Consider the following 13973-nt stretch of genomic DNA (forward strand, 5'->3'; position numbering starts at 1 on the left):
TCAGGCCGCGCCGTGGCAGTCGGTCCATTCCCGCGCGAACTTCAAACTCAAGGCCGCCTCCTCGAACACCACGCGCCGAAGCTGTCCCAGACGCTCGGGCGCGTCGTGGATGATGACGAACGGAAAGCCGTTGTCGGACAGGAAGTCGTGCAGGAAGCGCGAGAACCGATCGGCCTCTTCGGGGCCGGCAAGGCGGACTTCGGTCTCGGCGATATGGGGAACCATGAGCGTGGCCCTCTGTGAGCGGACCACTTTTAACGCGCGAACTCGCCACTGCGAACCAGCTTCGCCATTGCGAAATAAACTGTGATCACTTGATCGCCTCACGGGCGAGCGAAACGCCCGCCCGGAAGCGACACAACGCCTTACAGGATGGACTGTCCCGTCGAGGCCCAGTCCTTCAGGAACTGCTCAAGGCCCTTGTCGGTCAGCGGGTGCTTGTAAAGATCCGTGAACACGGCCGGCGGGATCGTCACCACGTCGGCGCCAACGATGGCGGCTTCCTTGACGTGGCTGGCGTTGCGCACCGACGCGGCCAGGATTTCGGTCTCGTAGCCGTAGTTGTCATAGATCGTGCGGATGTCGCGGATCAGGTCCATGCCGTCGAAGCCGTAGTCGTCCAGGCGACCGATGAACGGCGAGACGAAGGTCGCCCCGGCCTTGGCGGCCAGCAGCGCCTGAGTGGGCGAGAAGCATAGGGTGACGTTGGTCTTGATCTCTTCGTCGGCGAAGGCGGCGCAGGCGATCAGACCGTCGCGCGTCAGCGGGATCTTCACCACGACGTTCGGGGCGATCTTCGCCAGCTTCTGGCCTTCGGCGATCATGGCGTCGGCGGTGGTCGCGGCGACCTCGGCGCTGATCGGGCCTGGGACGATGTCGCAGATCTCGGCGATCACCTCCAGCATCGGCCGGCCCGACTTGGCGATCAGGGTCGGGTTGGTGGTCACGCCGTCGATCAGGCCGGTGGAGGCCAGGTCGGCGATGACCTTGGTGTCGGTGCTGTCGAGGAAGATCTGCATGGTCGCTCGCGCTGGATTTTCTTGGAGAACTCGCCTCGGGTTTATCGCGCGCGCGGGCGGGACGCCAGCCGCTAGACGGTCAGATCCGACGCGATCAGTCGATCCGCCGTACGTTCGACCGCCACGCGCCAGGGTTCCGGCTCGAAGTCGAACATCTCCCGCAACTTGGCGGTGTCGAGCGGTGAACGGGGCGGCCTTGGCGCGGGCTCGGCGAAGGCCGCCTGGGTCGTCGGCTCGATCTGGGCGCGCGCCCGCGGATCGCGATCGATCGCCGTCTTGGCGAAGTCGAAACGGCTGGTCTCGCCGGCGTTGGCGAAGTGAAAGAGGCCGAACGCCGGATCGCCCGACGGCGCGGCCGCCCAGCGCGGCGCGGTCGCGACCAGGAACGCGGCCAGGGCCTCGCCATCGGTCGGCGTCCCGAACTGGTCGGCGACGACCTTCAGAACGTCACGCTCCCGCGCCAGCCGCAGCATGAAGCTGACATAGTTGCGGCCGTAGCGGGAAAAGACCCAGGAGACGCGCAGCACGACCGTGCGGGGATGGGCCCGCACCGCCTGCTCCCCGGCCAGCTTGGAGCGCCCGTAGACATTGATCGGCCGCGCCTCGTCGGTCTCGACATAGGGGCGGTCGGTCCGCCCATCGAACACCGCGTCGGTCGAGAGATGGACGAACGGCAGACCCCGCGCCGCGCAGGCCTCCGCCATCACGCCCGGCGCGGTCGCGTTGACCGCGAAGGCTTCATCGGGCCGAGACTCCGCGGGGTCGACCTGGGTGAAGGCGGCCGTATTGAGGACGAGATCGCAGTCCGCCGCCTCGATCACCTTCCGAATCTGGCTGACGTTCTCAAGATCGCATTCGGCGCGGGACAGGGCGATGATCTCGACCCCATCCCGGGCAGCCGCCCGGACGGCGGTGGCGACCTGCCCGGTCCCGCCGAACTGCAGGATCTTCATTTCAGTTCTGGAACGCGATCGCCGAGCACCTGGGCGACGAAGGCCCGCAGATTGCCGCCCTTGAACAGATAGCCGGGCATGCCGGCGCGGTTACCCGCCTCCACGTCGATGTGGCGATCGCCGATGATCACGGCCTCTTCCGGCTTCAGGTTCCAATCGGCCAGACCCCGCAAGATCATGCCGGGATTAGGCTTGCGGTCCGGATGGTCAGCCACGCGATAGGCCTCGACGATCGCCGCTTCATGGAAGGGGGAATAGTAGAAGGCGTTGATCTGACCGCCCAGCTCGGCCAGTTGGTCCTGCATGGCGTCGTGAAAGCGGTCCATGGCCGCCTCGTCGAAATAGCCGCGGCCGATGCCAGACTGGTTGGTGACGACGAGGACTTTCAAGCCCGCCTTGCTGATCGCCGCCACGGCTTCCCGGGCGCCCTCGATCCAGTCCAGCCGCGCCGGATCGAAGACATAGCCGTGATCGATGTTCAGGACGCCATCGCGGTCCAGGAAAACAGCCTTCAGGGGCGGAAGATCAGAGGCGCCGGTCATGCCTTGAGCAGTACCGCGCGCGAGAGGAATTCGCCAGACCACTGTCTTGGCCTCGACACGGATTGCGCTCTAGAAGGGCGTATCTCCCAGGGGAATTCCTCGATGACGAACGCCTTCGCCGACGCCGCCCGCTTGCGCGACCGCCTCAAGACCTGGGCGACCGAGGCGGCCTACCCACTTTGGTGGACGGTTGGGGCGGACCAAGACAAGGGCGGCTTTTTCGAGAAGCTGGACCTCGAAGGCGCGCCGGTGGACGGTCCGCGTCGCGGTCGGGTCCTGCCGCGCCAGATCTTCTCGTTCTCGATCGCCGGAGAGCTCGGCTGGACAGGGCCCTGGCGAGAAGCGGTGGAACACGGCCTGTCCTTCTACCTCTCCGCCTACCGGCGCCCCGATGGCCTATTCCGGACCCTGATCGGTCCCAACGGCGAGAGCCTGGACGAGACGGCGGAACTCTACGATCAGGCCTTCGCCATGTTCGCCCTGGCGGCTGTCGCGAAAGCGCTTCCAGCCCGGGCCGCCGAAGCCAGGGCGATCGCCATCGAGGTGCGGGAAAAGCTGATCGCGGAGCGCAAGCACCCGATCGCCGGCTTTCACAACTTCAATCCTCCGACCTCGCCGCTGCAGTCGAACCCTCACATGCACCTGTTCGAGGCGATGCTGGCCTGGAACGAGGTCGACGCCGATCCGGCCTGGCGCGCGCTGGCCGACGAGATCGCCGAACTCGCCCTGTCGAAGTTCATCCAGGCCGAAAGCGGCCAGCTTCGCGAATTCTTCGACCTGGACTGGAGCGCGGCGCCAGGCGTCGAAGGTCGTATCTGCGAACCGGGGCACCAGTTCGAGTGGGGCTGGCTGCTGCTGCGCTGGGGCAAGCTCGCAGGCCGGGCCGATGCGACCAAGGCGGCGCTGCGCATGATCGACGACGCCGAAGCCAAGGGCGTCGATCTGGCGCGCGGCGTGGCGATCAACGCCCTGCTCGACGACTTCTCGATCCACGACAACGGCGCGCGCCTGTGGCCGCAGACCGAACGGATCAAGGCCGCGGTGCTCGCCGCCGAGATCACCGGCGAGGCCAGGTACTGGGACATGGCCGCCGCTGGCGCGGAGGGTCTGCTGGCCTACCTGCGCACCCCGGTCCCCGGGTTATGGCGTGACAAATACCAGCCCGACGAGACCTTCGTGGAGGAGCCGGCGCCAGCCAGCTCCTTCTACCACATCGTCCTGGCGATCCTGGAGCTCGACAGGACGATCAGCGCGCGGGCGTAAGCGAGACTATCGCGGGCGGGTGACCAGCAGGGTCGCCGCCCCGATAGCGCGAGCGCGCACCTCGGCCTCCAGCGGGATGACGGCCCCGGCGGCGTAGACGTCGCCGTCCATCTCCAGAACGCCTTCGAGCAGCTGGACCGTGGATGCGGGCAGATCGAAGGTCTGGCCCGCCGAGGCGCGCCGCAGCTCGACGTCGAAGCCGTCCGTGGAGACCAGGGTCTCGGTCCCATTCGGCGAGGCGCTGCGGCGCGAGGCGATCGAGCGTCCCTTGGCCTTGAGACCGTCGACCAGCGTCTTGACCGACTGGCTATCCTTGCGATGACAGACCAGCACGGCGTCCGGTTCCACCACCACGACGATGTCGCTGACGCCGATCACGCCGACATAGGGGCCGGTCGAGCGTACGAGCACGCCCGTCGCGCCATGAAGGTCCACGTCACCAGCACGGGCGTTGCCTTCGCCGTCGCGAACCGAAGCCTCCCAGATCGCGTCCCAGGCTCCGAGGTCGGACCAGGCGAAGGCGGCGGGCACCACGGCGGCCTTCTGGGTCCGCTCCATGACCGCGTAGTCCAGCGAGATCTTCTTGGCCTGAGCGAAGGCCTCCCGATCGAGCCGGCCGATGCCCGCCTCGAGCTCAAGGGCTGCGGCGCAGGCCTTGGCGGCGGCCGCGACGGTCGGCTCGAAGGCCTCGAACTCACCGAGAAGGGTCGCGGCCTTGAAAGCGAAGTTGCCGCTGTTCCACAGATAGCCCTCGAGCAGGTAGCGCTCGGCGGTGGCCTGATCGGGCTTCTCGACGAAGGCGGCGACCGCGCGGACCGAACCGTCCAGCAGCGCCTCCCCAGGACGAATGTATCCGAAGCCGGTGGCGGGGACGGTCGGCTGGACGCCGAACGTGACGATCAGCCCCTGTTCAGCCGCCTGCGCCGCCGCCAGCGCCGCTCGCTCAAAGATCTCTGGCTCGGAAATGTGGTGATCGGCCGCCAGCATCAGCACGACGCCGTCCGGATCCTGCCGCTCGACATAGGCGGCCGCCGCGGCCACGGCGGGCGCGGAATCCCGCGCTTCCGGCTCCACCAGGATCGTGGTCCAGGCGCCGATCTCGGCCGTCTGTTCAGCGACGAAGCCCACCATGGCCTCGCCAGTGACCACCACCACCTCGGCGACGCCCGGGATATCCTTCACCCGCAGCACCGTTTCCTGGAACGAGGAGCGATCGCCGACCAGCTTCAGGAACTGTTTGGGTTGGTCGCTTCTTGAGGCGGGCCACAGACGCGTGCCCGAACCGCCACATAGGATTACCGGATAGATCGCAGCCAAGACTTATATCCCCACACCTTAGTCTTTCGCCTCTGATAGGGCGTTGTTGCGACGGGTGCTTAAAGGGAAAGCCGCCAGTAACGAAGAGTTTTCGTCAGCCTGGAACGCCAGCGTGCAGTTCGGCCAGCCAGGCGTCGGCCGTGGCGTCGGACGGCATCCGCCAATCGCCGCGCGGAGACAGGGCGCCGCCGGATGAAATCTTAGGCCCGTTCGGCACGGCCGAACGCTTGAACTGATTGGCGAAGAAGCGTTTCAGGAACAGTTCCAGCCAGCGCTTGATCTCGGATAGGTCGTAGGCGCGACGGGCGTTTTCCGGCAGTCCCACCGGCCAGCCGCCCCTGTCTATGTCATGCCAAGCGCTCCAGGCCAGGAAGGCGATCTTGGACGGCGCCATGCCATAACGCGTCATATAGTAGAGGTTGAAGTCCTGCAGGGCGTAGGGACCGACAAAGCTCTCGGTCGCCTGCACCTCTTCACCGGGGACCAGCTCCGGCGAGATTTCGGTGGCCAGGATGTCCTCCAGCAGCGCCGTCGTGCTGGCGTCGACATCGCCGGAGTGAGCCACGAAGCGGATCAGGTGCTGGATCAGCGTCTTGGGCGCCCCGCAATTGGGGTTGTAGTGGCTCATATGATCGCCGACGCCATAGGTGCACCAGCCCAAGGCCAGCTCCGACAGGTCGCCCGTGCCGACGACCAGCGCGGCGTTGTGGTTCGCCAGTCTGAACAGGTAGTCGGTGCGCAGACCCGCCTGCACGTTCTCGAATGTCACGTCATAGACCGCCTCGCCCCGGCCAAACGGGTGGTCTAGATCCTTCAGCATCTGGGTCGCGGCCGGGCGGATGTCGAGCTCGGCGGCGGTCACGCCCATGGCCTTCATCAGCGCCCAGGCGTTCAACTTTGTCCGGTCGGACGTCGCGAAACCCGGCAGCGTGTAGGCCAGGATGTTTTCGCGCGGCAGCGAGAGCTGATCGACGGCCTTGGCGGCCACCAGCAGCGCCTGGGTGGAGTCGAGGCCGCCCGAGATGCCGATCACCAGCTTCTTGAGACCCGAAGCCTCCAGACGGCGCGCCAGGCCCTGGACCTGGATGTTGTAGGCCTCGTAGCAGTTCTCGCGCAGCTTGGCGGGATCGGACGGCGTGAACGGGAAACGCTCGACGCCGCGCGCCAGGGTCAGGTCACCGGCGGGCGCGTGGAAATCGAACGGGATCACTCGGAACGGAACCTTGGGCGGAGCCAGGGCGATGGAGTCGCCGAAGCTGCCGACCCGCATCCGCTCCTGCCGGATCCGCTCGACGTCGACGTCGGCGAAGGTCCACGCCGGCCCGGTGGAGAACCGCGTGGTCTCGGCCAGCAGCTGGCCCATCTCGTGGATGTCGACATGGCCGTCCCAGGCCAGGTCCGTGGAGCTCTCGCCCGCCCCAGCGGCGGAATAGACATAGGCCGCGATCGCCCGCGACGACTGGCTGGCGCACAGCAGGCGGCGGGTCTCGGACTTGCCGATGGTGATGTTGCTGGCGGACAGGTTCAGCAGGATCTCGGCGCCGGCCAGGGCCTGAGCCGTGCTGGGCGGATTGGGCGTCCAGACGTCCTCGCAGATCTCGACGCCGACGGTGAACGGCGTGGCGCCGCTGGCGCGGAACAGGACGTCGGTCCCGAACGGAACAGACTGGCCTGCGAGGTTCAGGGTCTTGCCGGCAACGCCCGCGCCCGGCGTGAACCAGCGGCGCTCGTAGAACTCGCGGTAGTTGGGAAGAAAGCTCTTCGGGACGACGCCCAGCACCTTACCGCCTTGGATCGCGACGGCCGTATTGTAGAGGCGGCCGGCATCGCGCAGCGGCGCGCCCACGACCATCATCGGCGAGAGCGCGCGGCTCTCCTCGGCCAAGGTCGCGATCGCGGCCTCGACGGCGTCCAGCAGCACCTCCTGCTGCAGCAGGTCATCGATCGTGTAGCCGGTCAGGCCCAGCTCGGGGAACACGATGACCGCGACGCCGGCGTCGTGCGCCTCGCGCGCCAGGGCCAGGACGCTCTGGGCGTTCCTGACGGGATCGGCCAGCTTCACCTTCGGCACGGCGGTCGCCACCCGGACGAAGCCGTGGCGGTAGGGCGAGAAGAACGACGGACTACCCAAGCGACCGGCCTTTCCCATCTTGCGGCCGCCTTATGCTGAAAGTGAGCATAAGGCGCGCTCCAGCTATAACGCCTGCGGAGCATGTTGCATAGCGCCCACGGCGGGCGATCGGCTCCCCTCTTGAGCCCCTGTCGCGGGTTGACCCCTCCGGGTTCCCATGCGACTGCGCCGATCGCGCAGCCCCGCAAAACAACGATAAAGACGGAACTTCCATGCCCGTTTCGCCCATCAAGATGGCCGACGCGATCCGCGTCCTTTCCATGGACGCCGTGCACAAGGCCAAGTCCGGCCACCAAGGCATGCCGATGGGCATGGCCGACGTGGCGACGGTGCTTTGGAGCAAGTTCCTGAAGTTCGACGCGTCCAAGCCCGACTGGGCCGACCGCGACCGCTTCGTCCTGTCGGCCGGCCACGGCTCGATGCTGCTCTATTCCCTGCTTCACCTGACCGGCTTCAAGGCCGTGACGATGAAGGAGATCGAGAATTTCCGTCAGTGGGGTTCGCTGACCCCCGGCCATCCGGAAGTCCACCACACCCCGGGCGTCGAGACCACCACGGGTCCGCTGGGCCAAGGCTTGGCGACCGCCGTCGGCATGGCGATGGCCGAAGCCCATCTGGCCGCCCGCTTTGGCCATGACCTCGTCGACCACCGCACCTGGGTGATCGCCGGCGACGGCTGCCTGATGGAGGGCGTCAGCCACGAGGCGATCAGCATCGCCGGCCGCCTTCGCCTGAAGAAGCTGACGGTGCTGTTCGACGACAACAACACCACGATCGACGGCGAGGCCACGATCTCCGAGACCGGCGACCAGGTCGCCCGCTTCAAGGCCGCCGGCTGGGCCGTAAAGGTCGTCGACGGCCACGACCACGGCAAGATCGCCGCCGCCCTGCGCTGGGCCACCAAGCAGGACCGCCCGACCATGATCGCGTGCAAGACGCTGATCTCGAAGGGCGCGGGTCCCAAGGAAGGCGACCCCCACAGCCACGGCTACACCCTGTTCGACGACCAGATCAAAGCCGCCCGCGAGGCCATGGGCTGGGACGCCGCGCCGTTCACCGTGCCGGACGACATCGCCAAGGCCTGGAAGAGCGTCGGCCGCCGCGGCGCGAAGGTCCGCAAGGCCTGGGAGGCCAAACTCTCGGCCTCGGCGTATGCCAGCGACTTCACCCGCGCCATGAAGGGCGAGCTGCCCGCCAACGCCTTCGAGGCGCTGGACGCCCACATCGCCAAGGCCCTCGAGACCAAGCCGGTCAACGCCACCCGCGTTCACTCGGGCTCGGCCCTGGATCACCTGGTCCCCGTGATCCCCGAGATGATCGGCGGCTCGGCTGACCTGACCGGCTCGAACAACACCCTGGTCAAGGGCATGGGCGCGTTCGACACGCCTGACTACAAGGGTCGCTACGTCCACTATGGCGTCCGCGAGTTCGGCATGGCCGCGGCCATGAACGGCATGTCGCTGCACGGCGGCGTGATCCCCTACTCGGGCACCTTCCTGGCCTTCGCCGACTACAGCCGCGCGGCCATCCGCCTGGGCGCGCTGATGGAGGCCCGCGTCATCCACGTGATGACCCACGACTCCATCGGCCTGGGCGAGGACGGCCCCACCCACCAGCCGGTCGAGCACGTCGCCTCACTGCGCGCCATTCCGAACCTGTTGGTCTTCCGCCCGGCCGACGCGGTCGAAGCCGCCGAGTGCTGGAAGGTCGCCCTGCAACAACAGCGCACGCCGTCGGTCATGGCTCTGTCGCGCCAGAAGACCCCGCACGTGCGCACCCAGGGCGGCGATCTTTCCGCAAAGGGCGCCTACGAGTTGCTGGCGGCCGACGGCGGCGAGGCGCAGGTGACGATCTTCGCCTCGGGCACCGAGGTCGGCGTCGCCGTCGCCGCCCGCGACATCCTGCAGGCCAAGGGCAAGCCGACCCGCGTCGTCTCGACCCCCTGCTGGGAGCTGTTCGACAAGCAGGACGCCGCCTACCAGGCGGCCGTCATCGGCAAGGCCCCGGTGCGCATCGCCGTCGAGGCCGGCGTGCGCATGGGCTGGGAGCGCTTCATCGGCGAGGATGGCAAGTTCGTCGGCATGAAGAGCTTCGGCGCCTCCGCGCCGTTCGAGGTGCTCTACCAGAAGTTCGGCATCACCGCCGAAGCCGTGGCTGAAGCCGCGCTGAGCTAAGCTCCGGACGGGGTGGCGTCAGAACGCCACCCCGAACCGCACCGTGGCGACCAGGGCGTGGCCGACGCCACGGTCGGCGCCCGGATTGCGAACGTACTGAAGGTCCGGCTGGATGGTGACCGGACCAATCTTGTCGGAATAGGTGACCTCGATGGCGCTCTCCGCGCGCGTCAGGTCTTGCCCTTCATCGAGCGTGTTGGCTCGGAACTTGCCCGTCAGGAAGGCCTGGTTGACGCCGATCGAGAAGGCGCTGTCCGGTCGGCTTTCGAAGACGCGCTCGACCAGCAGACCCGCCTGCCAGCCGCCCCGGAAGGCGGTGGTGTCGCCATCGGAAAGGCCGAGGCGCGCGAAGGCGGTCGTCTTGCGCGCCGCATCTTCGTCCTGTCCGCTCAGCTGGCGCTCCAGCAGCAGATAGGCGCCCTGCGCCGTCTTGGCGGCCGGATAGCCGGCGGCGGTCACATCTCGGAGGTCTGGCTGTTTCTTGGTGTAGCGCCAGGCGCCGAACGCCACCTTGCCGCGCCCCTGCCAGCCCGCCTCGGCGATGGTCAGCAAACCGTGCTCGAACTCGGTGCAGACGCCGCCTGGATCGCCAAGCACCCCCGCATGGGCGTTGATCGCCGCGGCCTGGACATAGACGTGTTCGTTCGGCGTCCAGCGAACGCGCGCCGAGAGGGCCGTCGATGGGAAAATGGATGGTCCGTTCGGCCCCGTGGCCGCCAGCTCGGAGCCAATGCCAAAGGCCGGCGCCAGCAGCAGACCGGCGCTGTCGTTGGCGTAGAATTCGCTGTTCAGGTCGTAGAGCCCCACAAGCACCGAGGCCTTGTCGCCAAAGCCTTGTTCGACCCAGGCCTCGAACAGACGAGCGCGCTGGCGCGACACCTCGATGTTGTTCACGCCCTGCAGCGTACCCGCGTCATCGTTGGGCATGCCGCCGCTGTTGTTCAGCAGCAGAGCGTGCGCCCTGGCGCCCTTCCAGCCGATCGCCTTCTCCAGATCGACGTCGGCGCCGATCTGGAGATCATCCAGCACCCGACCGCGCTTGGCGAGCCCGCCGCTGACCACGCCCGCCACGTCCACGGTATAGCCGCCGCTGAAGGCGACAGCGGACGAAGCTTGTTCCGTCGCCCCGGCGCTCGCGCTGATCGCCAGCGCGCCGGCGACAGCTCCTATCCCGAGCGTGATATGGTTGTGCTGGCGCATTCCGATCCACGGCTCCGACCCCTTGGGCGCAGACGAGGATGCTAGGTCGCGATCGCCGCAATCCTGTTAAACGCGCGTGTGGCGCGTCGTCGCAGACCTCCAGGGCAGACCTCCAGGGCAGAACAAGCCTTTGGGCCGAGTTGACCACGATCGCGCCTGCTAGCTGGTCCCAGCGCGACACAATACGATTTCGGGAAGGTCCTTGGTGGAGCCGAGGGGAATCGAACCCCTGACCTCCTCATTGCGAACGAGGCGCTCTACCATCTGAGCTACGGCCCCAAGGAGCGGCGGAGATACGGCCCCTGAGCCGTCACGTCAAGCGGGGTTATCACACCGCCTTGTCAGCATCGTTCTGGCGGGGCAAGAAGCTTGAGCCTCTGGATGGGAACTCATGGCCGCGATCATCACATTTGTCTTTTTTATCGCCGATAGCCTTTTGGGCCTCCTTTGGCTGGCGATAGTTGTGTCGGCGATTCTGAGCTGGCTCTTCGCCTTCGATGTGATCAACCGTCGCAACCAGTTCGTCTACAACGTCGCCACCGTGCTCGATCGGATCACGGACCCGATCCTGCGTCCGTTCCAACGCATTATCCCAGCCATCGGCGGCGTGGACATCAGCCCGATTATCGTACTGCTCATAATCTCGGGCGTGAAAAATATCCTTCTGCCCGCCCTGAAATATAGCCTTCTCGGCGTCGTTGGCTGAGATCCTGGCCATACGGCTGACGCCCCGCGGCGGTCGCGACGCCGCGGACGGCTGGGCGCTCGACGCGGACGGTCGACCTTATCTGAAGGTGCGCGTCTCCAGCCCGCCCGTGGACGGCGCCGCCAACGCGGCCCTCATCGCCTTCCTGGCCAAGGCCCTGAAGATCCCGCGCTCGGCCGTCAGGCTCGCGTCTGGCGAAACCGCGAGGATCAAACGGCTGGAGCTCGATGGCGTCGATCAGGCCGGACTTGAGCGCGTGTTCGGCCCACGCCCGCCGGAGCTTGGCGCCTGATCGTTACGCGCTCAATGCGCGGAAGCGGCCGCTTTGGGCCAAGTCATTGATCAACCATGTTTCTTTTCACACCCTCTTAGGCCTTCGAGCTTAATCTCCTGTTGAGGTCCTCAGTCGGGCCTTCAAGGGAATGGCGCGGATGAGCGCGGCGAGGGAGAGAAGGCAGGCCGCCCACGTGCTCGCTTCACGGCGCGCGAACATGGTTTTGCGCCTGGTCGCGGCCTTCTCCATCGCGCTGATCCTGAGCGTCTACATCCACCTGCGCTGGGTCTGGATTTGGGCGGCGATCTACGCGGCCTTGCAGTTTGTCGAAATTGGCGGGGCCGAATGGGTTCGCCATCGCTCGGAGCAGGTCCAGGCCGTGTGGCGACGCCTCACCGTGACCGTTCTGCCCCTGCTGACCTCGACGGTCTTTGGCTATCTCTCGCTGCCGTTGTTCGCCTCCAAGGCGCGGTTCGCGCCCACGCTGGGCGCCATGTTGCTGGCGGGGGCGCTGCTGAACGTGGTGGTGATCAACGGAAGCCGGCGGACCGCGATCGTCTCGGCCGCCACGCCCTACGTGCTCTATCTGCTGATCGTGCCGCTCGTCGCGCGCGCGGCCAATCCGGGATCGCCGCTGGCCAACGCCTTATGGTTCGGCGCCTTGCTGCTGATCGCCACGGTGACGATCGCGGCGCATACGCTGCACACCGCGCTCAAGGCCGAGGCCAAGGCCAAGGACGAGGCTGAGCGCCGGCGTCACGAGGCCGAGGAAGCCGTGGCCGCCAAGTCGGCCTTCGTCGCGATGATCAGCCACGAACTGCGTACGCCGATCAGCGCGATCCTGGCGGGCGCGGCTCGGCTGCACAGCGACGTTCCAGACGCCAAGTCGAAGGTTCAAGCACAGCTCATCGCCGACGCAGGCGGAATGATGCGCGGCCTGTTGAACGATCTGCTCGACTTCTCGCGGCTGGAGGCCGGGCGGATGTCGGTGGAGAGGGCGCCGTTCAATCTGCGCCAGACGATCGCCGACACGGTCAGGCTCTGGCGCCCCGAAGCGATGCGCAAAGGCCTGCGCCTGCGGGTCAAGGGCGCTTCGACCCTGCCCCGTTGGGTCATGGGCGACGCGATGCGGCTTCAACAGGTGCTCAACAACCTGTTGTCCAACGCGCTGAAATTCACGACGCGCGGCGAGATTACGGTCGTTCTGCGCTCCGACACCGAGGGCTCCACGGTCCGGCTGTCGATCGATGTCGCCGACACCGGCCCCGGGATCCCGGAAGTCGCGCTTTCGCGTCTTTTCACGCCTTTCGACCAGCTGAACGACGCGGTCGCCCGGCACCACGGCGGATCGGGCCTTGGACTCGTGATCAGCCGGGAGTTGGCGCGTCTGATGGGGGGCGATCTGTCGGCCAGCAGCAGCCCATCCGGCCAAGGCGCGCGCTTCACCTTCAGCGCCAAGCTGGAGATCGCCGAAGCGCCGGCGGACGCCCCCGAGACGCCGCCCATTGCCGATCTTCGGGTGCTGGTCGTCGACGACCACCTGGTCAATCGCAGGGCGCTGGAACTGGTGCTGCAGCCGTTCGGCGTCAGGGCCACCCTCGCGGAGTCCGCGGACCAGGCCCTGGAGCTTCTGCAAACCGAAGCCTTCGACGTGGTGCTGATGGACGTCTACATGCCCGGCATGGATGGCCGCGCCGCGACCCAGATCCTCCGCGCTGGCGGCGGGCCTAACCGAGACATTCCCGTGATCGCCGTCACCGCCTCCGCCGCGCCGCAGGACTGGGACTCCTTCGCCGCCGCGGGCATGAACGACCACGTCTCCAAGCCGATCGACCCTTTCGAGCTCTATGCGGCCCTGGCGCGGGCGTCATCCGCCGGCAAGCCCGACGCCCAGGCGCGGACCACCGCCTAGCGCACGGCGCTGTCGTCCGAGGCCGGTCGTTGCAGCCGCCGCGCTAACCTCGCCGTCAGGACCGGCTCATCCTTGAGCTTGCATTCCCAGATCGTCTCCACCGTCCAGCCGCCGGCGCGCAGCGCTTGCTGAGCCGCTTCGTCACGCGCCTTGTTGCGCGCGACCTTGGCCAGCCAATAGTCGCGGTTGGCCTTTGGCACCCTGGCGCCTCGAGCGCAGTCGTGGCCGTGCCAGAAGCAGCCGTGAACGAAGATGGCCAGCTTCCTTCCCGGCATGACGATGTCGGGATTACCGGGCAGGTCCTTACGATGCAGCCGGTAGCGCGCGCCCAGCCGGGTCAGGATGCGGCGCACCGCCTTTTCCGGCGAGGTGTCCTTGCTCTTGACCCGCGCCATGACGGCGGAGCGCTTTTCCTTGTCGTAGACGTCGGTCAAGCGCCCGCCCGGCTCCTCGTAGGTTAGAGCATTTTCCGATCCGATAAC

At 67.1% G+C, this 13973-nt stretch carries 13 protein-coding genes and 1 tRNA gene; 5 read left to right on the forward strand and 9 right to left on the reverse strand.

The features are described from left to right. From CSW60_RS10545 to CSW60_RS10560, 4 genes are all read right to left on the reverse strand, one after another. Nucleotides 1–225, reverse strand: a complete 225-nt coding sequence (locus CSW60_RS10545) for a hypothetical protein (protein ID WP_099537192.1) — start codon at nt 223–225, stop codon at nt 1–3. A gap of 140 nt (nt 226–365) precedes the next feature. Further along, nucleotides 366–1019: a fructose-6-phosphate aldolase gene (gene fsa, locus CSW60_RS10550; RefSeq protein WP_099537193.1), complete on the reverse strand. Its 654-nt coding sequence runs from the start codon at nt 1017–1019 to the stop codon at nt 366–368. Between the two features lie 71 nt (nt 1020–1090). Further along, nucleotides 1091–1972 carry a dTDP-4-dehydrorhamnose reductase gene (rfbD, locus tag CSW60_RS10555; protein WP_099537194.1) on the reverse strand — a complete coding sequence of 294 codons (882 nt, stop codon included), beginning with the start codon at nt 1970–1972 and terminating at the stop codon, nt 1091–1093. Then, nucleotides 1969–2514, reverse strand: a complete 546-nt coding sequence (locus tag CSW60_RS10560) for an HAD-IIIA family hydrolase (protein WP_066687978.1) — start codon at nt 2512–2514, stop codon at nt 1969–1971. Before CSW60_RS10560 ends, rfbD begins: the two co-directional genes overlap by 4 nt. Before the next feature lie 102 nt (nt 2515–2616). Here CSW60_RS10560 and CSW60_RS10565 point away from each other — a divergent pair, with 102 nt between their 5' ends. Continuing rightward, nucleotides 2617–3777 carry an AGE family epimerase/isomerase gene (locus CSW60_RS10565; RefSeq protein WP_099537196.1) on the forward strand — a complete coding sequence of 387 codons (1161 nt, stop codon included), beginning with the start codon at nt 2617–2619 and terminating at the stop codon, nt 3775–3777. Nucleotides 3778–3783: 6 nt separating this feature from the next. Here the strand turns inward: CSW60_RS10565 and CSW60_RS10570 are convergent, their stop codons facing one another. Together CSW60_RS10570 and CSW60_RS10575 are read right to left on the reverse strand one after the other, a co-directional pair. After that, nucleotides 3784–5094, reverse strand: coding sequence for a mannose-1-phosphate guanylyltransferase/mannose-6-phosphate isomerase (locus tag CSW60_RS10570; protein WP_099537197.1), 1311 nt, complete (start codon nt 5092–5094; stop codon nt 3784–3786). Nucleotides 5095–5188: 94 nt separating this feature from the next. Further along, nucleotides 5189–7225: an NAD(+) synthase gene (locus CSW60_RS10575; protein ID WP_099537648.1), complete on the reverse strand. Its 2037-nt coding sequence runs from the start codon at nt 7223–7225 to the stop codon at nt 5189–5191. A gap of 212 nt (nt 7226–7437) precedes the next feature. On the opposite strand from CSW60_RS10575, the gene tkt reads away from it, so the two are divergent. Continuing rightward, a complete protein-coding gene (tkt, locus tag CSW60_RS10580) occupies nt 7438–9399 on the forward strand; it encodes a transketolase (RefSeq protein WP_099537198.1) in 1962 nt (653 codons plus the stop codon). Between the two features lie 18 nt (nt 9400–9417). On the opposite strand, the gene CSW60_RS10585 is transcribed toward tkt, so the two are convergent. Both CSW60_RS10585 and CSW60_RS10590 read right to left on the reverse strand, forming a co-directional pair. Continuing rightward, the gene (locus tag CSW60_RS10585) at nt 9418–10599 is read right to left on the reverse strand and encodes a carbohydrate porin (RefSeq protein ID WP_099537199.1); all 1182 of its coding nucleotides are present in this window, start codon (nt 10597–10599) and stop codon (nt 9418–9420) included. A gap of 203 nt (nt 10600–10802) precedes the next feature. Continuing rightward, nucleotides 10803–10878: transfer RNA gene (locus tag CSW60_RS10590), tRNA-Ala, on the reverse strand. Nucleotides 10879–10990: 112 nt separating this feature from the next. On the opposite strand from CSW60_RS10590, the gene CSW60_RS10595 reads away from it, so the two are divergent. The 3 genes from CSW60_RS10595 to CSW60_RS10605 all read left to right on the forward strand — a co-directional run bounded on the left by CSW60_RS10595 (nt 10991) and on the right by CSW60_RS10605 (nt 13491). Continuing rightward, entirely contained in the window at nt 10991–11305 is a 315-nt protein-coding gene (locus tag CSW60_RS10595; protein ID WP_099537200.1) for a YggT family protein, read from the forward strand. After that, nucleotides 11298–11597 carry a DUF167 domain-containing protein gene (locus CSW60_RS10600; protein ID WP_099537201.1) on the forward strand — a complete coding sequence of 100 codons (300 nt, stop codon included), beginning with the start codon at nt 11298–11300 and terminating at the stop codon, nt 11595–11597. Before CSW60_RS10595 ends, CSW60_RS10600 begins: the two co-directional genes overlap by 8 nt. A 130-nt stretch (nt 11598–11727) precedes the next feature. Continuing rightward, nucleotides 11728–13491, forward strand: coding sequence for an ATP-binding protein (locus CSW60_RS10605; protein ID WP_099537202.1), 1764 nt, complete (start codon nt 11728–11730; stop codon nt 13489–13491). Here the strand turns inward: CSW60_RS10605 and CSW60_RS10610 are convergent. Beyond that, nucleotides 13488–13925, reverse strand: coding sequence for a very short patch repair endonuclease (locus CSW60_RS10610; protein ID WP_099537203.1), 438 nt, complete (start codon nt 13923–13925; stop codon nt 13488–13490). The two genes, CSW60_RS10605 and CSW60_RS10610, sit on opposite strands and share 4 nt — an antisense overlap. Nucleotides 13926–13973: the final 48 nt, after the last annotated feature.

This window comes from Caulobacter sp. X (assembly GCF_002742635.1).
Classification (GTDB): domain Bacteria; phylum Pseudomonadota; class Alphaproteobacteria; order Caulobacterales; family Caulobacteraceae; genus Caulobacter.

Excerpts from the sequence above, each read along its gene's own strand:
- tkt (WP_099537198.1), top strand. The coding sequence starts at position 7,438 with ATGCCCGTTTCGCCCATCAAGATGGCCGACGCGATCCGCGTCCTTTCC.
- CSW60_RS10595 (WP_099537200.1), top strand. The coding sequence starts at position 10,991 with ATGGCCGCGATCATCACATTTGTCTTTTTTATCGCCGATAGCCTTTTG.
- rfbD (WP_099537194.1), bottom strand. The coding sequence starts at position 1,972 with ATGAAGATCCTGCAGTTCGGCGGGACCGGGCAGGTCGCCACCGCCGTC.
- CSW60_RS10605 (WP_099537202.1), top strand. The coding sequence starts at position 11,728 with ATGGCGCGGATGAGCGCGGCGAGGGAGAGAAGGCAGGCCGCCCACGTG.
- CSW60_RS10565 (WP_099537196.1), top strand. The coding sequence starts at position 2,617 with ATGACGAACGCCTTCGCCGACGCCGCCCGCTTGCGCGACCGCCTCAAG.
- CSW60_RS10560 (WP_066687978.1), bottom strand. The coding sequence starts at position 2,514 with ATGACCGGCGCCTCTGATCTTCCGCCCCTGAAGGCTGTTTTCCTGGAC.
- CSW60_RS10585 (WP_099537199.1), bottom strand. The coding sequence starts at position 10,599 with ATGCGCCAGCACAACCATATCACGCTCGGGATAGGAGCTGTCGCCGGC.
- fsa (WP_099537193.1), bottom strand. The coding sequence starts at position 1,019 with ATGCAGATCTTCCTCGACAGCACCGACACCAAGGTCATCGCCGACCTG.
- CSW60_RS10545 (WP_099537192.1), bottom strand. The coding sequence starts at position 225 with ATGGTTCCCCATATCGCCGAGACCGAAGTCCGCCTTGCCGGCCCCGAA.